18 protein-coding genes are annotated in these 18080 nt (G+C 69.1%); 7 read left to right on the top strand and 11 right to left on the bottom strand.

From position 1 onward, the window contains the following. Positions 1-288: 288 nt before the first annotated feature. From G011_RS0113160 to G011_RS0113115, 8 genes are all read right to left on the bottom strand, one after another. A complete protein-coding gene (locus G011_RS0113160; protein WP_231391445.1) occupies positions 289-1077 on the bottom strand; it encodes a helix-turn-helix transcriptional regulator in 789 nt (262 codons plus the stop codon). Between the two features lie 11 nt (positions 1078-1088). Then, complete coding sequence (locus G011_RS0113155; protein ID WP_231391444.1) at positions 1089-1637, bottom strand: lipopolysaccharide assembly protein LapB; 549 nt, start codon at positions 1635-1637, stop codon at positions 1089-1091. Between the two features lie 28 nt (positions 1638-1665). Beyond that, positions 1666-1809 carry a hypothetical protein gene (locus G011_RS31710; protein WP_019608861.1) on the bottom strand — a complete coding sequence of 48 codons (144 nt, stop codon included), beginning with the start codon at positions 1807-1809 and terminating at the stop codon, positions 1666-1668. Positions 1810-1871: 62 nt separating this feature from the next. Further along, positions 1872-2735, bottom strand: a complete 864-nt coding sequence (locus tag G011_RS0113140; protein ID WP_019608860.1) for a DUF6879 family protein — start codon at positions 2733-2735, stop codon at positions 1872-1874. Positions 2736-2849: 114 nt separating this feature from the next. Continuing rightward, positions 2850-3365, bottom strand: coding sequence for a DUF6879 family protein (locus G011_RS31705; protein WP_155979760.1), 516 nt, complete (start codon positions 3363-3365; stop codon positions 2850-2852). 191 nt (positions 3366-3556) lie between these two features. Next, on the bottom strand, positions 3557-3694 hold the full coding sequence (locus G011_RS31700; protein ID WP_019608857.1) for a hypothetical protein: 138 nt from the start codon (positions 3692-3694) through the stop codon (positions 3557-3559). 12 nt (positions 3695-3706) lie between these two features. After that, positions 3707-4093: a Scr1 family TA system antitoxin-like transcriptional regulator gene (locus G011_RS29795; RefSeq protein WP_019608856.1), complete on the bottom strand. Its 387-nt coding sequence runs from the start codon at positions 4091-4093 to the stop codon at positions 3707-3709. Between the two features lie 31 nt (positions 4094-4124). Continuing rightward, complete coding sequence (locus G011_RS0113115) at positions 4125-4943, bottom strand: ATP-binding protein (protein WP_255342128.1); 819 nt, start codon at positions 4941-4943, stop codon at positions 4125-4127. 211 nt (positions 4944-5154) lie between these two features. Here G011_RS0113115 and G011_RS0113110 point away from each other — a divergent pair, with 211 nt between their 5' ends. Both G011_RS0113110 and G011_RS31105 read left to right on the top strand, forming a co-directional pair. Continuing rightward, a complete protein-coding gene (locus G011_RS0113110; RefSeq protein WP_019608854.1) occupies positions 5155-6036 on the top strand; it encodes a helix-turn-helix transcriptional regulator in 882 nt (293 codons plus the stop codon). Beyond that, the gene (locus G011_RS31105) at positions 6033-6227 is read left to right on the top strand and encodes a DUF397 domain-containing protein (RefSeq protein WP_231391443.1); all 195 of its coding nucleotides are present in this window, start codon (positions 6033-6035) and stop codon (positions 6225-6227) included. The genes G011_RS0113110 and G011_RS31105 overlap by 4 nt, the downstream gene beginning before the upstream one ends. Before the next feature lie 443 nt (positions 6228-6670). Here the strand turns inward: G011_RS31105 and G011_RS29790 are convergent, their stop codons facing one another. Then, complete coding sequence (locus tag G011_RS29790; protein ID WP_019608853.1) at positions 6671-9100, bottom strand: tetratricopeptide repeat protein; 2430 nt, start codon at positions 9098-9100, stop codon at positions 6671-6673. Between the two features lie 420 nt (positions 9101-9520). On the opposite strand from G011_RS29790, the gene dnaE reads away from it, so the two are divergent. From dnaE to G011_RS31690, 5 genes are all read left to right on the top strand, one after another. After that, positions 9521-12676 carry a DNA polymerase III subunit alpha gene (gene dnaE, locus G011_RS0113100; protein WP_019608852.1) on the top strand — a complete coding sequence of 1052 codons (3156 nt, stop codon included), beginning with the start codon at positions 9521-9523 and terminating at the stop codon, positions 12674-12676. Between the two features lie 123 nt (positions 12677-12799). Then, the gene (locus tag G011_RS0113095) at positions 12800-14419 is read left to right on the top strand and encodes a hypothetical protein (protein ID WP_155979759.1); all 1620 of its coding nucleotides are present in this window, start codon (positions 12800-12802) and stop codon (positions 14417-14419) included. A 22-nt stretch (positions 14420-14441) separates the two neighbouring features. Continuing rightward, a complete protein-coding gene (locus G011_RS32975; protein ID WP_155979758.1) occupies positions 14442-14771 on the top strand; it encodes a hypothetical protein in 330 nt (109 codons plus the stop codon). Then, entirely contained in the window at positions 14680-14898 is a 219-nt protein-coding gene (locus G011_RS32445) for a hypothetical protein (RefSeq protein WP_019608850.1), read from the top strand. Before G011_RS32975 ends, G011_RS32445 begins: the two co-directional genes overlap by 92 nt. A 245-nt stretch (positions 14899-15143) precedes the next feature. Then, complete coding sequence (locus G011_RS31690) at positions 15144-15953, top strand: hypothetical protein (RefSeq protein ID WP_155979757.1); 810 nt, start codon at positions 15144-15146, stop codon at positions 15951-15953. A gap of 375 nt (positions 15954-16328) precedes the next feature. Here the strand turns inward: G011_RS31690 and G011_RS0113080 are convergent, their stop codons facing one another. After that, on the bottom strand, positions 16329-16685 hold the full coding sequence (locus G011_RS0113080; RefSeq protein WP_019608848.1) for a hypothetical protein: 357 nt from the start codon (positions 16683-16685) through the stop codon (positions 16329-16331). Beyond that, positions 16682-17899, bottom strand: a complete 1218-nt coding sequence (locus G011_RS0113075) for a recombinase family protein (protein WP_019608847.1) — start codon at positions 17897-17899, stop codon at positions 16682-16684. Before G011_RS0113075 ends, G011_RS0113080 begins: the two co-directional genes overlap by 4 nt. Positions 17900-18080 lie beyond the last annotated feature (181 nt).

The following is an 18080-nucleotide window of genomic DNA, read 5'->3' as shown; positions in this document are numbered from 1 at the left end:
ACGCTCCTTCGCGAGGAAGTGCGAGAACCGATCCATGCAGCGTTTCCGTACTCCGACGTGCGGCTTGGACGCGGGCTTACCCGTCTCTCCCCCTTCTTCCCCTTGCGGAGAGCGGTAGCCCTGGGCGATCTCTCAACCACAGTGAACACCAGTGTTTTTCGCATCCGGACAACTCCCCTGCCTGCGCTTTGGGCTGGAAGGCAGAACAGCACGGAATGTCTAGATACGGGTCCGTGCGCGGTCCCCGGGATGTTCAGGTGGAGTCCGCAGCCACGGCCTGGGACCTGATTAGTTCGCCGAGGAGAAGGAGTTCCCCCGCATCAGGGGGAGGAGAAAGGCCGTCGAGGTGATGGGACCGCTCTGGCGTGTGCTGTCGGGTATGACGGCGGTGTGGAGGTCGGGTGTGGCCCACAGGTGTGTGCTCAGCGGTCGCAACGCCACCCGTTCGGAAAGCGGGTCCATGGGGCACACCAGAGTGGCCTGGCCGTGCGTCACAGCCCCGGCTTGAGGGGTGATGGTCAGGGCCGTTCCCGCAGCTGTCCGCACCATCGCGGCCGGAGCACCGCTGTTCCCGCTGTCCCATCGTTGGAGGGTGAGCAGGCTCGGATCCCAGAACAGAGAGAACCCCACTCCATTCCTCACCTGGTAGGCGGGGCCGAACCACTCACCCATGGTGGCGGCGAGGCCCAACGACTCCTCCTCACCCTCCCCCTCTTCTCCGTTGCTGTGGGAGGCGACCACGAGACCCGGCGGGCGGTGGCTCGTCCCGTACACGCTCTCGCACGCCTCCTCCATGCGCTCTGGGGTCGCGACGTCGGCTATGGCCGCCATCTCCAACGTCATCGGTACCCAGCCGACATCGACCTGGGTGGTGCGGGCGCCAGCCGCCTCCAGTACCTGCCGCCACATCACCTGCGCGGTGATGTCCAAGACGTCCAGGACCGCGTGCACCACGTCAGGGCGATCCGGCAGAGGCCGCCCTGCCTCCAACTGTTCGATGAGTGCCTGGCCAACGCCTACCATGTCGGCCAGGTCGGTGAGCGACCATCCGCGGTGGTCTCGCCTGGTTCGGATCACCGCACCCACGTTCACCCGCACCGGTCACCCCCGAGCGTGAGCGGCTGAAGAGCGCACAGCTCTTCCACGTGCGCGTCCAGGTGCTGGCGTTGCGCGTGGGGCAGGGCGATCTCCACTACCTGGCGGGCCCGGTCGGTCTCTCCTACCGCCAGTAGGGCCCGGGTCAAAGGGGCGGAGATCCCCACGATCTGGTCCAGGTCCTGGTAGTCGGTGGCCCGATCCCAGGCTGCGGTGAGGTCTGTGACCGCCTTGGCATGGTTACCGACGGCGAGGGCGACCTCCCCCATCCTTCTGCGCACCCGCCACACCCGCTCCTCCCATCCCACGTCCCCGGCCGTGTCCAGGACCCGCAGGAACCGCTTCTGCGCCAGAGCGGTATCCCCTCGGTGCAGCGCCAAGACGCCGAGTTCCTCATGGACTTGGGCGCGGGCGGCGCGGTCCCCGGTGGAGGCGAGCAGGTGCTCGGCTTGCTGGAGTACGTGTTCGGCCTCAACGAGTTCGCCTTGGCCCTGAAGGCGTTGGGCGAGCTCCCTGAGGGAGGAAGGGGTGGTAGCGGGCATGGGAGGACTCGATTCGGTTCGGTGGCGGTCAGGGGCGGGTGAGGAAGGACAGGACCCAACGGGGGAAGCCAGGGTGGGGCGCGCGGCCCCTGTGCACCTCGGTGGCCGAGGTGTCCTCGCAGGGAGTGAACACGCGCTCCACGTACCCCCGGCAGGTGTCGGGTGGGTGCATGGGCCCTGGGGTATCGCCTGGACGAGTCCAGACGTCATGGCGCGAAGAGTTGGCGTCACTGCTCATGTGTCCCTCCCCGCGAGGCGGAAGGAGTGGTCGCGCAGCGCTCGGCCGGTGGAGGCAAGCTCGTCGATCACCGCGATCAGCCCGCGCGCCAGCTCGGGGTCGGTCAGGTGTGTGGTGCCGTCAGGGGCCCCGAGCATCGTGTGGTGGTGCACGAGGATGACTCCGGAGACGTACACCTCGATCTCGGGGAGGGGGCCGGTGCGCTCCAAGGAGGCGACGTGCGCGCAGTTCATCACACGCACCTGCTGGCCGGCGTTCGCGCGGTAGGCCAACTGTTCGCGCAGGTAGCGGGTGTAGGGGGTGGGGGTGGTGGGCGCCACCCACACCACCCGGGTGCGGTCCGCGCCCTGGGGGGCGTGCCGTGCGACACGGCGCTCGCGGTCGCGGAGCCGCTGGTGCCAGGTGTGCATGTCGGCCAACGCCTGCCCCTGCTCGCCCCGGTACCACTTCTCCCATGCGGGGGTGATGGGGGGCATGGAGGTCAGGCGCAGCAGGCACCGGGGGAGCCCGTGCTGGTCGGCGGCCGTGGTGAGGCGGGAGCGGGCCGAGGAGACCTGTTTGCCCTGCAACCGCGAAGCCACGCCTGCCTGCTCCGTTGTGTGGTGGAGGAGGTCGAAGAGCGTGACGAGGCCGTCGGTGGTGCGCACCAGGTGGTCCACCAGGCTGCGGGTGAGGACGTGGGTGCGGGCGCGGTGTGGGCTGGGGTGCAGGGTGCCCTCGTCGATCAGCAACCCTAGGCGCCGCGGCTTCAGACCGGTCAGCTTCACGGCGGTGGCGCGGGGGATGTCCTCTCCGGCGGCGGCCAGCGCCAGGGTGCGCTCGGTCAGGGTCTGGACGAGGGTGGGCGTGGTGGTCGGCAAAAGGGGTCCTCAGGTCGTGGGGTGTCGTAGGGAGTGGGTGGTGCGGTGCGGGAGTCTCCTCCCCATGGCGCTCTGGCCGCGCGTCTGGGTGGGCCTCGCCCGCACCGCACCGGCTCAAGAGCACAGGGCCGGGCTCCGCGCCAGGTAGGTGGCGTAAGGGGTGGCCGCCGAGCGCAGCCGGTCGGCATCACGCCGGGCCGCTGCCACCAGGGCCGGGGAGGTCAGCACCTCTACCGCCAGGCCCTCGGGGGCGAAGCCGTCGAAGTCCAGGGCCAGGAGGGCGTCCTCGCACAGCACGAAGTCGTCCATCCCCTCGACCAAGGCGCGTTGCGGTCCGGTGTGCAGCACACGCAGGACCTCCCCGGGCACCACACCGCAGGCGTGGATTCCGGCTACCCGGTGAACCGGTAGGGGGCCGCCCCACGCCTCATCCACCACCACGACCCGGGTAAGGGTGCGCGAGCGCACCACTGTCCCGGGGACGGCGAGGCTTACCGACCGGTGAGGGGCGGGGGCCCTGGTGAGCCCGGCCCGGGGCTTGGGGCAGTGGGGGCGGGTCTGCAACCGGAACACGGCGCGCGAGGTATGGAGCAGGTGGTGGACGCGGGGATGGTCGGGGCGCAGTCGCATGGCGGGGTTCCTGTCCGCGGAGAGCGAGAGACGGGGAGGGTGTGGGGCCCGGCTGCGGGCCAGGCCCCACACCTGGGGGCGAAGGACGACTTCGCCCCTGGGAAGGCCCGCGTCTTCCCCCTGTCCGCGGGCTGTGGCGTGGGGGTCGTCCGACCGGGCAGGCGACGGACGACCAGTCACTGAAGGCCCCCTCAGAAGGAGCTGGGGGTGAGCGTCTGGGAGGCCGCCACCAGCCGCTCGAAGGGGGCCTCGTACAACGGGACGGCCGTGGGGGCCAGCGCGATCAGCCCGGAAGGGCCTTCCAGGCTGACCTGCCCATCGCGGAGCACGAAACCCAGGGTTCACGGTTCGACGGCATCGGCGGGCAACAGCCTCAGGTCCACATGCCCCAGCCCCGCCACACGGCGCAGGTGCGCGAGCTGGGCCTCCATCACCGTCTCCTCCACCCCGCACACCAGAGCCAGCTCGGTGATGACGTAGGTCCGCTGGTGGCCCGCCCCGTGGAGCAGTTCGTCGTGGCGCCGCATCCGCATCTCCACCGTGCGTCGCACCATCGCCCGGTCGGCATCGTGGACGCAGGCGGTGATCACGGCGCGGGCATACTCCCGGGTCTGTACCGCCCCGGGCAGGAGAGCGGGGGAGAAGGACCGGGTGGGGCCGCAGCGTTCCCGGTCCAGGATCAGCCGCTGGGGAGACGTGGGCTCTTGGGGCAGCGCGGTGGTGGTCATCGCGGGGGTCTCCGTTCAGGGGTGTGGTGAGTCAGCCGACGGCGCGGTGGGCGCGGTGGCGGTCGGCGCGACTGGTGGCGTAGCGCTGGGCGGCGAGCCGGTCGCCCAGCTCGGCGGAGGTGCGGGCGGTGAGGGTGTCGAGCACGCCGTGGGTGCGGTTGGTGGCGGGGGTGCGGCGACGCGCTGTGAACCAGATAGGTCCGGTCTCGGTGCGGTCGTAGGTGATCTCCCACCCCGGGTAGCCCGCCCGCAGGGCGAGGACCTGGTTGACGGAGGTGATGGGCTGGTGCAGGGACGCGAGCGTCGTCTCGCCGCGCAGGGTCAAGGCTTCGTCGTCGTGGTGGGCCAGCACTCGTCCGGCCGTGTCGCGGGTCGGCTCCCATCCGGCCAGCCACCCTCGGTCGCACAGGGTGGGGGAGAGCCAGGACCACGTCGCCCACACGACCAGGCGGCCCGTCTCGTCGAGCCGGGTGCCCCAGGAGTCGGCGAACGCGTCGACGATCAGCAGACCGCGCCCGTGTTCGGCGTCCGGGTCCGGGTCCTGTTCCTGGAGGGGGTCGACCGCCCGGCTGTGGGGGTTGGTGACTTCCAGGGTGAGGGTCATCAGGCCGTCCTCGACCAGGTCAGCGCTCAAACCGACCAGCCCGGGGGAGTTGGATGTGATGCCTTCGCGGATCGCGTTGGACACCAGTTCGCTGACCACGAGCACAGCGTCGTCGCTCACCGTCTGAGGGGTGTTCGGGGGGAGGTGCCGAGCGGTGTACAGGCGGCTCACCGCCACAGATCCGGCATCGCACCGCAACGCAGCACAGCCGGGCAGTGCGAGGAGCTGGTGTTGTGAGGGAGGCATGACAGTCACCTGCTTGGGTCGACGAGTGACGGAATGATGCTGAACCCCCGGTATTCCGGAGGAGTTCCCGCTAGAATCAGAGTCTGCATCGGAATCATCACTTTGCGCAAGACTCCCAGGGAATAATTCCCTGAGCAAGTATGCGACAAGTTGGATCGAGCTGGGGGAATGGGACACACTGGAGGCGTCCACCACCGGAAGGTCCCCATCCATGAGCCGCACTAGCGGAACGGTCGCGTCCGTCCCCCGTCGTGTCGTCGCCTACGCCATGCGCGACGCGCGCAAACGAGCTGGCAAGACGGTCACCGAATCAGCCGCGATCGCAGGTCTGGCCCAAGGCACTCTCACCAAGTACGAGAAGGCCGAGAACCCCTTCCCGAAGGCGATCGTCTACCGGCTCGCCGACTACTACGGGATGGACTCGGACGCACGTGACCAGCTCGTGGAGCTTGCTGGACGCAAGGCGCTCGGGTGGTGGCAGAGCAACGAGCAGATCCCCGCGTGGTTCGCCAGCTACGTCGCCTTCGAAGACGAGGCCGGGGTCATTGTGACCTTCGAGGACGCGGTCATTCCTGGTCTGCTGCAAACGCCGGAGTACGCCAGGGCGCTCCTGGGAGCCGACCTGCGGGCAGGTACCCCCGAAGAGATCACGGCCCAAGTGGACGTGCGCATCCAACGACAAGCCCGCCTGGCTACGGAAGAACCCCTGCATCTCCACGTCGTCCTGGGCGAGGCCGCCCTGCACCGTCCCGGCGGTGACGCCCAGACCATGCGCGACCAACTCGCCACCCTCATCGAATGGTCGGCACGCGACAACATCGACCTACGGGTCCTACCTTTCGATGCCGGTGTGCACACCAGCAGCGAGACCGCCTTCACCCTCATGCGCTTTCCCAGCCCCTTGCAAGGGGTCGAAGTGCGCGACGTCTGCTACATCGAGTACAAACTCGGCGCCGTCTACCTCGAAGAGGAAGCCGCCACCGAATTCAGCGAGGTACACGAGAACCTGCGTCAACAGGCACTCGGCCCCGCGGAGTCGGTCCAGCTCATCCAACGTGTGATGGATGAGCGCTATATGAGGAGCGATGCGTGAACGAACGTGAGTCCGAAGACCTGTCGACCTGGCACAAGAGCAGTTACAGCGGCAGTTCCGGGGGCAACTGCGTGGAGGCCAGAGAGGGGGAGAGGTGTGCGGTACGTGATACAGCCCATCGATCCTTGGGGACGCTGGAGGTGCCCGCTGGTGAGTGGAACGCTGTCCTTGTCTCACTGAAGAAGCCCTGAGACGAAACCGTCTCCGCCGGCCGAATCGGCGGGAACGACAACGTTCCCAGCATGCACGAATGTCGTGCCACCTCGCGAGGCGAAGGTGGCACGGCAGTGCTGCGCCACGCCGGAATCGACGTCGAGTCCGGGGAACTCGCTGAGGAATCCGTACGCTGCTCCGGGACCGACCCGCGCCACAACACCACATCCCCGACGGGGCGGTCAGCGCGTATCCCGCCGACGGTGTACCTGGCTGCGTCGAACAGCCGCCGCCACACACGGTGAGGCAGAGACGCATCGGGGTACTCGGCCAACGACTAGACCGCGGCCAGATGCTCACTGGGCACCTGGTCACTGATCTGCTTGAACGCCCAAACGCGGGCCACTAGAACCTGCTTGGATGTTCCTCACCCCTGGTCAATGTCGACGGACACGACCACCCCAGAGGGCAGCTGGGACGGTTAGCGCTCCCAGAACTGCCACCACCGTCGTGGCCGCTGATGCAGCCGAGCCAGGTTGCCTTGGGCGATAGCGAGGCTGTGTTCGTCCCCGGTAGCGCGAAACCCCTGTACGGCCCGCTCGAATGCCTCGCGAGCTTCTTGCTCTCGCCGTACCTCGGCCAGGGCACCGCCGAGGTTGTTCCACGCCGTCGCCTCGCCGCGGGCGCCGCCCACCTGCTGGTGAAGGTCGCGTGCGCGGGTGTGGGCCTGGATCGCCTCCTCGAATCTGCGCACCTCGCGCAGGGCACCGCCGAGGTTGTTCCACGCCGTCGCCTCGCCGTGGACGTCACCTATCTGCTGGCAGTAGGCCAGGTCGTGGATGTGGGCGTCGATCGCCTCATCGAACTGGCGCACCTGGCGCAGGGCGAGGCCGAGGTTGTTCCACGCCGTCGCCTCGCCGTGGGCGTCGCCCACTTGCTGGTAAAGGTCGCGTGCGCGGGTGTGGGCGTCGATCGCCTCATCGAACTGGCGCACCTGGCGCAGGGCGAGGCCGAGGTTGTTCCACGCCGTCGCCTCGCCGTGGGCGTCGCCCACTTGCTGGTAAAGGTCGCGTGCGCGGGTGTGGGCGTCGATCGCCTCATCGAACTGGCGCACCTCGGCCAAGGCGTTACCGAGGTTGTTCCACGCCGTCGCCTCGCGGTGGGCGGCGCCCACCTGCTGGAAGGCCTCGCGTGCGCGGGTGTGGGCCTCGATCGCCTCCTCGAATCTGCGCACCTCGCGCAGAGCACCACCGAGGTTGTTCCACGCCGTCGCCTCGCTGCGGGCGCCGCCCACCTGCTGGTGAAGGTCGCGTGCGCGGGTGTGGGCGCTGATGGCCTCCTCGAACCTGCGGGCCTGGCGCAGGGCGTTGCCGAGGTTGGTCCATGCCGTCGCCTCGCCGCGGGTGTCGTCGTGTTGGTGGGCGGTGTCGCGGGCCAGGGTGTGCACGGCGATGGCCTCCTCGAATCGGCGCCGCAGGCCCAGGTATCCGGCCAGGGTCGCGGGCAGGCGAATGGCGGTGGTGGTGTGGCCGATCCGGTGGGCGGTGTGCGCGGCGGCGATGAGGTTGTCGTGCTCGGCCTCCAGCCACGCCAGAGCCTGGGCCCGCCCGGTGAACACTGCGGGCGGGGTGTCGCCGTTGAGGGCCCGCAGGTGGTCGTCGGCCGCGGCGGCCGTGGTCGTGTAGAAGTCCAGCAACCGAACCAGGGCCCGCTGCCGGGGATCCTCCTGCCCTGTCTGCTCGGTGCCCTGTGCGGGTAGGGGGTGGTGGCGGGCGTGGTTGGCGAGCAGGTCGTGCATGGCCCACCGTCCGCTGGGGTAGGCGGTGAGCAGGTGGGCGGCGGCCAGCTCCTCCAACACCTCCTCCACCTCTTCGTCCTCCAGACCGGTCAGGGCTGCGGCTGCTGCGGTGGAGATGTCGGGGCCTGGGTGGGAGCCCACCAGCGCGAACACCTGCACCCACTCTGGGGACAGGTGGTCCAGGGACGCGGCGAAGACCGCGGTCAGGTCGTCGCGCCCGTCAGTGAAGCGCGCGGTCTCGTCCAGGCGTTGGGCCATCTCGCCGGGTCGCAGGTGCGGTGCGCGGGCCAGCAGGGCGGCGGCGATCTTGAGCGCCAACGGCAGCCGACCACACCGCTGCGTCAGCGCGGCCAGCCCCTCGGTGTCGCCGCTGCGCGGGTCACCCGTTCCCAGCCGGGCGGTGATCAGCTCAACGGCCTCACCGGTGGGCAGGGTGTCCAGGGACAGGGGCTGGTGGCCGCCCACGGCCAGCCGGGCGCGGGAGGTGACCAGGAGCCGGTGTCCGCCGGGGCCGGGCAGCAGGGGTTCGACCTGGTCGAGGTGGTGGGCGTTGTCGGCCACCACCAGTACCGGACGACCGCGCTCGTCAGCCCGGGACAGGGACTGGAGGGCGGCCCGGTAGAACCCGGCGCGCTCACCTACCTCCACGGGGATGTCGTCGGGGTCCACGCCGACCTGGCGCAGCAGGGCGTCCAGAGCGGCCAGGGCTTCCACGGGCGGGGTGTGGGGGGTGTAGCCGTGCAGGTCCACGAACAGATGGGCGCAGAACCACCCTTTCTCCCAGGCTGTCTGGGCGGCCTTGAGCGCCAGCGCGGTCTTGCCCACCCCGCCCATCCCGGACAGGGCCGAGACCACCACCGCCCCCGGCCCATGTGCGGCCGCGGGATCCAGGCGGGCGGTGACCTCGCGCAGGGCCTCGCCCCGGCCGGTGAACCCGTCGGGCGGGCCGGGTACGGCGTCCAACGCCATGGGCGCGACCGGGCTCTGGTGGATGTGGGTGGTGTTGCCGACCCCGCCGTACACAGCTTGGGCTTGCACGGTGAGCCCCGAGGGGTTACCGGTGATGGTGTTGCGCACATCCCTGGGCGGGGGCTGGGGGGCGGCCTCGCTCATGGGCGCTCCTCGCCTCCCGCTGTGCTGGGGCGGGTGGCGCTGCCGACCCCACCCAGGCTCAACACCCAGGCCTTGTTGGGTCCCATACGGCGGATTGTTTCGCGCCCTGGCCCTGACGGACAAGGGTTAAGGGCGTCCACTGCGAGCAGACCTCCTAAACCTACGGTCGGCCGTCCAGCGGGACCGGACGGCCGACCCCAGGTTCCGCGCACCCCTATTTGTCCCTGAACGGCGCTAGTACTGCAACGAACCGAAGCAGCTCCATGATCTGCCCCCTGGGGGTTCTTGCGCCGCTGCCTCTGGCGTCGTCCCAGGTCGTGGCTGCACGGGGGTCGCCTCTACGCTACAGTCTTCGTACGACAGTTCGAATTCGGTGCCTTCCTCCCCGAACGGTGACGCACAGGGGAAGGGGTGTATCCGGTGTTCGCCCACCTGCGGTCGGCGTCCTGGTACTCCTTCCGACACGGCATCGCGGCCCCGGCCCGGCTCGTGGAGCAAGCCGCCGACGACGGCCAGCCCGTACTGGCCTTGACTGACCGCGACGGCCTGCACGGCGCGGCCGAGCACGTGAGCGCCTGCCAGGAGACCGGGCTGAGTCCGGCCCTGGGCGTGGACCTGACCCTGGCCGTCCCCGACGGTGGCCGCGTCGTGGCCCTGGCCCGCGGCGCCCGAGGGTGGACCTCCCTGTGCCACCTGGTCACCGCCGCCCACCACCGCCCCGGCCCGGTCGCCGTCACCCGCGAACAGATCGCCGAGCACCACACGGGCCTGGTGGTGCTGCTGGGCTCCGACTCCGACGTGGGCCGCGCCCTGGCCCAAAGCCGCCCCACCCACGCCCGGACCCTGCTGGCCGCCTGGCGCGCAACCGGCGCCGAGCTGGTGCTGGCCCCACACGACCACGGCGCCCCGGGGCAGCGCCGCACCGCGCGCGCCATGGTCGCACTGGCCGACGCCGAACGCCTGATGGCGGTGCTCACCAACACGGTGCGCTACCCGAACCCAGACGGGGCGGTGGTCGCGCACGCCCTGGACCGCATCCGCCAGCACGCCCCCGGCTCCCACACCCCCCAACCCCGCACCAACACTGCGCATCTGGCCACGGGGGAGCAGATGCTGCAGACCGCCCTGGGGGTGTGCGCGGGCGACCAGGTGCGGGCCCGCCGCTTGGTCGCCCACACCCTGGCCCTGGCCGCCAGCTGCGCCCTGGACCCGACCGCGGACCTGGGCATGGGCCGCACCCACCTGCCCGCCAGGACCGACGCGCGCGCTGAACTGCGTGCCCGCGTATTCGACGGAGCCGCCCGCCTGGGACTGGACCGCTCCCGGGCCGCGCGCGAGCGCACCGAGCACGAGCTGGCCACCGTCGACCGCATGGGGTTGTGGACCTACCTGCTCACCATCGCCGATGCCGCCGATGCCATCCGCGCCCAGGGGATCCGCTGCTTCGCCCGCGGGTCCGCGGTCGGCAGCATCCTCGTCCACCAACTCGGCATCTCCGCCATCAACCCGCTGGAGCACCACTTGGTGTTCGAACGGTTCTGCACCCCCAGCCGCCCAGCCCCCGACATCGACCTGGACGTCGAATCCGCCAGACGACTGCAGGCCTACGACGCGGTGATCGCCTCCCACGCCGGGGCCAGCGCCGCGGTGGCCATGACCGACACCTACCGAGCCCGCTCGGCACTGCGCGACGCCGGAACCGCCCTGTCGATGCCCGCGGCCGAGGTCGAACGGATCGTCCAGGCCTTCCCCCGAGTACGAGCCTCACGCATCACGCAGACGATCCAGGACCTGCCCGAGCTGCGCGCACTGGAAGGGATGGACACCGCGCCGGTGCGCCAGCTGGTGGACCTGGCCCAGCGCCTGTCGGACCTGCCCCGGCACGTGGCCATGCACCCCTGCGGACTGGTGCTCTCCGACCACGCCCTGGGCGACCGGCTGCCCACCCAACCCTCCGGGGCGGGCTATCCCATGGTCCAGGCCGACAAGCACGCCGTGCAGACCTGGGGCCTACTGAAGCTGGACGTGTTGGGGGTGCGGATGCAGTCGTCCCTGGCCCACACCTTGGGAGAGGTGGAGCGCACCACCGGCCGCCGCCTGGACCTGGAAGCCCTTCCCGACGGCGACGCGGCCACCGCGCACATGATGGCGCGCAGCCACACCCTGGGCTGCTTTCAGACCGAGTCAGGGGGCCAGCGGGAGCTGGTGTCGCGGCTGCGCCCGGCCACCGTCGACGACCTGGTGGCCGACATCAGCCTGGTCCGGCCCGGACCGATGGGCGTCGATGTGGTCGGGGCCTACCTCGCCGGACGCGCCGGCACCGCCACCCGAGCCCCGCACCCCGACCTGGCCCCGATCCTGGAGCCCACGGGAGGGGCACTGCTCTGGCACGAGCAACTCCTGCACCTGCTGGATGCCATGACCGGATGCGGCCTGGAACAGGCCGAGAACATGCGCCGCGCCCTGGGCAACGCCCCGGGCAGGCAGCAGGTGCGCACCGAGTTCTACACCCGGGCCGCTGAGCGCGGCCACACCCCCGACACCATCGACCAGGTGTGGGAGCAGGTGGAGTCGTTCTCGGCCTTCGGCTTCTGCCGCGCCCACGCCGCGGCCTTCGCGCTGGTGAGCTACCAGTCCGCCTGGCTCAAAAGGCACTTCCCCGCCGCCTTCTTCGCCGGTGTCCTCACCTACCAACCGGGCATGTACCCACGCCGAACCCTGCTCCACGACGCACGCCGCTTCGGCGTGACCGTCCTGCCGCTGGACCTGCACACCTCCGACCACCACTGGCTGGTCGAACGCGTCGACGACCTGCACTGGGGGCTGCGCCCGCCACTGTCGGACGTCGGCAGCCTCACCGCGGCCGAACGCGAACGGATCCTGACCCAACGCCCCTACACCGACCTGCGCGACCTCATCGTCCGCGCCCGCCTGTCCACCCCGGCCCTGGACGATCTGATCCTCGTCGGCGCCCTGGACACCCTCACCGGAACCGGCCGGCCCGGAGGGCCCGGCCGCCGCGACGTGCTCCTGCACGCCCACACCCTCACACGCGCCCGCACCCGGCAGGCCACCACCACCGGCCAACTCTCTTTGGACACCGACCAGGCCCCGACCCCGACGCATCGGACTGCGTCCCTGGGCCACCTCGACCGTATCGACGAGGAGGTGCGGGTGCTGGGCTACGAACTGTCGGGGCACGTCCTGGACCACCACGCCGAACTCCTCGCCGACCTGGCCGCCCGCCGGAACCTGGTGCACGCCGCCGACCTGCACCACGTCCCCACCGGCGCACCGGTCACCATCGCCGGGCTCAAGCTCAACGTGCAGACCCCGCCCACCCGGTCCGGGCGCAGAACCCTCTTCGCCAGCATCGAGGACCGCACCGGCGTTGTGGAGGTCGCGATGTTCCCCGATGTTCAGGAGCACTCGGCGGCGGTGCTGATGCGTGAGCGCCTGGTCGTGGTGAGCGGGCGGGTGCGCCGCTCCGCTCCGGGAGCGCTGGCCACCATCACCGCCACCCGTGCCATACCCATTCACCCCGCTCGACCCCGCCAGATACCGCTGAGGCCTTGAACACGGTTTCCCTGCGTCGTGTGTGCTCGGAGCTATAACGTCGGGTCCATGAGCACGGAAGGCACCGTCCCACCAAGAACCTCTGCACACAACAGCGAGCCACAGGCCCCCAGAACACCCTTGGTGGCCGAAGCGGTTCAACCTCCGTCTCAGGAGCCGGTCCGCACACTCCTGGGCGCCGCCAAGAACATGGAGTTCACCGGCGGGCGCGCCGACGCATCTACGAGTGACACCGACCTCTCCCAACTGCTGGCCCGCATCGTCCCTGCTGAAGTGGCCTTGGAGCGGGCAGCGCTGATAATGATCGGAGCCGCGCGCGGCCGGGACTGGCCCTGGAGCCGCATCGGTACGGCCCTGGGCCTGAGCGCCGAGTCCGCCCAACGCAGGTTCGACGACTCGTGTGCGCGCCACCCCGACTACATCGCCCCGCCAGCCCCCACCCTGGACGCGCACATCACCCATGCTGGTGTACTCTTGGCCGCCATCACCGACCCGCCCGGCCCACTCACCGCGGATGCGGCCACCCGCCTACTGGGCGCGATCCTGCTCACCGCCACGTTGGAGCAGAACCCCGGGCTAGCCGGTCACTGGCTGACCGAACCCGACCTGACCACGGTCACTAAGGTCGCCGCCGCCCATCCTCGATCCGGAGCCTCCACACCACTGGAAGCCTTCGCCGAGGAACGGCCTGGAATCCGCACCGCACTACTGGGCCTGCTGCGAGAGGCGCTCCTCGACACTCCCTGGGCGCCGAGCTCCGCCAGCACCGCACCGACCGACCCGACTCCGCCCATGGAGAGCACCGTGGTATCGGTTCCACGCGGACCCCACACCCCCGTGGAACACCTGCTGGAGCTGGCCGAGGTAATCCAGCGGCGCCTTCCCGACCTGACCCCAGGTAAGATCACCGACGCCCTGCGCGGGCTGGCCACAGCCATCGACACCGGCGCTCCGGCCTTGTTGGACGATCCGATACAGACCGTGGCCGCACTGGAGGGCACCGAACGCGCCCGTGCCCTGGGACCGGAGGGCGAAGTGTTGTGGCACCAGGTCCGTAGGTCCTGGTTCGGTGCCCTGCTGCAGGACCTGACACACCTGGTGACCACTGCCGACCTTCCTGCCGACCTAGCCGGACCGCTCCTGGAACTGCACACGGCCGCAGCTCCCCACCTGAGGAGCCCCGCCACCCCCGAACACACCGCGCTCCTCAACGCCTTGGCCGCCCTGGGCCAGGCCATCACCGATGCCGATCCACGCGGGCTGGCCACCGCGGTCTCCCGGCTGGCAGCAACAGAGAGGGACCGGACTGGTGGCCGCGCACTGGCCGGGATCGCCAACCCTTTGGGGCGTGTCCAGGTTGCCCTGGAAACACACACGCGAACCAGCGCGGACCACGCCTTCGACACACGAAGGACCGCTCTGGACGAAGAGCCGTCGGACTGGTCACTTCTGGCGGCTGAGGTGCTCCCTGCGAACCCGAGCCTGGCGGCTGCGACCGCCGCACTCCTGGAAGTCGCCATGCCCCTCGTGGGCAAAGGAGTGCTGGGCCGCGCAGCCACCTACAACGCCCTGCACCACCTGGACCGTGCCGTCGTGACGCAGAACCGGGCCACCATCGACGCGGCGTTGGACCGCGTCGTGGCCCTCAAACCCGGACTCCACCCGCTGAGTCGGCACCCACAGGTTGCCGATGCCCTGCGAGCCCTGGCGAAAGTCTACGTCGGCACCGATAAGAGCCGTTGACGATAGGCGCAGCCACAGCTGAATGCTGTCCCTTGAGTCCGCACCCGGAACCACGACCGACGGGAAAGCCCTGGCGGCCAACTCCGCCGCACCCGCCTGCGCCAACGTGCTCTCGCGCCTGCACCAGATGAGCCAGAAGGGCTGGCCAGGGCTGCTCTTGGCCGCTGCAGGGCTGCGCAGGCTGGGCCTGACCGACCGGATCACTCGGGTTCTAGCCCCCAAGGGAGTGCTCGCCCTGGCCCGCCCCAGGAACGCTCGGGGTGCAAATCCGCACCGGAGCCGAAGACACCTGGCTCCAGGGGCTGTTGTCGATCGCGCGCGATGGGGCCACCGACGCTGCAGGGCGTGCTGAACGCGCTCTGCTCGCCGTGCTGGACGGCGGTTGCTACGTGTCCATCGAGGCGACAGCGGCTCTGGAGGAGCCGGGGCTGGGGCAGTTGGGCCAGGTCACCACCGTTGACAGCCACGGGATGGTATGAACCGAAAGGGCTGGGCGCCGACATGTCCCCGAAGACCTCAGGACACAGGCCGTCGACGCCCTGCTCGAAGGAGCGAACGACCTGCTGGAATAGCTGCGTCTCACACCCCAGGCATGACAGTCCTACCAACTACAAATTCCTGAGCCTGACGCCCTGGTAGCGTTATTTCTTCATCACGGGAAGTTATCAGAGGTTGTGGAGGCCAAAGATGAGCATGCTGTGCTCGAATTCGGTAGGGTTTTCCCATGACGAGGAAGAACAGTCAGGTTCGGATCGATGACGCCCGGAATTCCCCTGAGCATCGCCGTTTTATCGTCGAGGCCATGGTCACCATGTGGGTGGAAGGGGTGCGTGAAAACGGGTACCCTTCGCGCGGGGACCTGATAGGTGAGGAAATATCGACCGCTGTAGTTACGCTGCACAACAGGACCGTGGGTTTGGTGTCCGCCATGACGAGCATGCCAGCAGACACCGATCCCCGAGTTGAGGTCGAAACCATCTACCTTGCCCCCCGCTGGCGCGGACGCGGCCTGTCCCGCGAAGTCCTAGTGCAAGTCCAACAAAAATCACCCCACCCCGTTGCACTGCGGGGCCCTGTGCACCCCGCCCTCCAGCGCTCCGCCCGCAGTATGGAAATCCAGTGTTTGGATGACGATATGACATCCGAGGAATTTCAGCTCATGGAAAGCCAAGGGCGAAGCGAGGCCAAGCGTCTCCTACGTGTTTCATGTGGGCATGGCGGAGATGGTTGCTACCCCTGCTTCGAGCGCCAGGCGCGAAGGAATTATGCTCCGCTCGTCGAGAAGCATCTGGTTCGACAGGAACGCATGAGGTCAGAATTCAGGGATGCACATAAGATGATGGCCAAATTCGCTGAGGAGTACGGTTTGTCCGAGGCGGATATGGAAAACATGCGGGAGCAGTTCATCGACCTGGACCCTGCCGTTATTGCCGAAGCCAAGGACCCTCGGCTCGCGATCGTGCACGCGGCACTGAGGGGACAGCGCGAGCGCGGCACGCTCCCTTCATTTTCGCGACCGAGCAGTGCGGATTAATGTGACGATTTCCTCTTAACGGCGAACCGAATAGTCCGAATCACTCAAATGGTGGAAATGGTGCTTGCACCCTCGGATGCGCTCATCCACCCGGCTCACAGAGGTTGGTACCCGCCCTGGTTGTCCCAGCACGTCGCCGTCTGAGGGTACGCTCCCCGATGTCCCAAGGGCGGACACCACCGTGCCCCGCACCGACCAGTTCGGTGCGGGGCACGGGAAGCTCACCCCCGCGTGAGCGGGGAGCATGTTTTTCGTGTCAACGCCGATTTGCACTAGCAGGGACCATCCCCGCGTGTGCGGGGAAACGCGGAAGCCTGCGGTAAAAGAGCTGCAGAAGCCGCTCCATCCCTGCTGAACGCAGGGCCTCACAGAAGGCTACTCTGTGGCACCGTCGGCTTCCACCGGTTTGGTCAGAGCCGCCCGGGCACGGCCTTGGCTCACCCCGGTGGCCTTGGCGACATCTGCCCACGAGGCCCCCCGAGCGCGCAGTTGCCGGACCGCTTCGCGCAGCGCCCCTTCGTACTCGGTCCGTGCCTGAGCCAACACCGTCAACTCCGGTGAGGACGGCGTCACCTCCACCCCAGCGGCGTCCGCACCGGGAACGATGTCCAAAGCCCCCTGGGCGCAGCGCGCGACTTCCTTCAAGGTGCGCCCGTGAGCGTGCACACGCGTACTGTCCACGGTGAGCGTGCCGAACCATCGACCAGCAGCACGCTCCACGATCAACTTCACGCCACCCCCTCCAGCTCATGCACGATCTGATCGACCACGGGTGCGGGCAGCTTGCCCCGAGGCACCACGACCTCGCGACCACCCAAGGCGTAGACCACGTGCGTGTGTGAGGACCGCACCAACGCCATGCCCAACCCCCGCGCTTGGGCGGCCTGGCGTATCCGTTGCAACCCCGAGGTGTCCGCGCGCAGCTGCCGCAGGCGAGCGGTCACCAGCTGCGTGTCGTACCACTCCTGCGGGGTGATGATCGCCGGATGGGCGGGTTCGGTCGACCACACCCACTCACAGATCGGATTGGGGCGTTCGCCATCGGTGCGTTTGGCCGTGCGGTTGTAGACCTGGTAGCCGGTGTACTTGGGTTGCGCGAGCATCGACAGCACCCGCTGGTTCGTCCATGCGCCCTGCTCCAAAGGGTGCAGCTCAGGGGCTGAGGCCAGCAGCGCACGGATGTGTCCGTTGCCCAGCTTCTCCTCGCGCCGCAGCCGGAACACTTCCCGCACGGTCTCCTGCTGGCGTGGGTCAGGGTGCAGGGCCAGCCGCCGCTTGGGGCGCGCCAGACCAAACCGGGTCTTCTTCAGCGTCGCGGTGGCCTCCTCGTCCACCACGGTGACATAGCCATAACACGGTGGGCCGTGCTGAAAGCCGTTCAGGGCATGCTGGACCTGCCCGCCCGTGGACATCTCCATCAGCGAGTGCCGGAGAATCTCAGCGTCAACCTGGGAATACCGTCGGGTTCGCAGCTGGCCGGACTTCGTTCCCCCGCGGGGCTCGTTGGCATAGAGCACGTCGATGCCATCCCGGTCCAACTGGTACTCCACGGTCAGACTGGTGAGCATCGCCCGAGCCACACGATCAGAGCGCTCGGCGATGACCCGGGTGATGCCCAGCCGCGGTGCCTGTTCCAACAGGTCGCCCAGCCCGCCGTTTCTGGGCACATTGACGCCCAGAGCGGTGTAGGTGTCCTCATCGCCCAGCCCGCGTAGCTGCGGTGGCAGCATGCCTGACTCCACGTCCCACCAGTGGCTGGCGAACTGCTCACCCTCCTCCAACAGCGCCGAGGCGAGCAGCACCTGCCGCGGAATGGACGAGCGCGGATCCTGCTGATCCTTCGTGGACACCCGACCCAAGAACGCGCTCCGGCGCGGACGGTGGTCCACGCGGTGAAAACCCGGTAGGTCCGACAGGTCGATGGGGGATGTGTGCTGGACGTGCATCAGTGTTCCTTGGAGAGCTGGTGGCGGTACAGCCCTGGGCCGGAGCCGGGGCGAGGCAGCCCACGGTGCGGCTCGCCGCGAGGCCTCGCCGAGGGCGAGCGTCTTTTCCCTGGTGGGATCTACAGATACGGAGCCGCTTCCGCGCGCAGGGTGCGCTTCCAGTACTGGCGGGCGGCGTGCT

The sequence above is a fragment of the Nocardiopsis sp. CNS-639 genome (assembly GCF_000381685.1).
Lineage (GTDB): Bacteria > Actinomycetota > Actinomycetes > Streptosporangiales > Streptosporangiaceae > Nocardiopsis > Nocardiopsis dassonvillei.
This window is presented reverse-complemented; position numbering and strand designations above follow the sequence as displayed.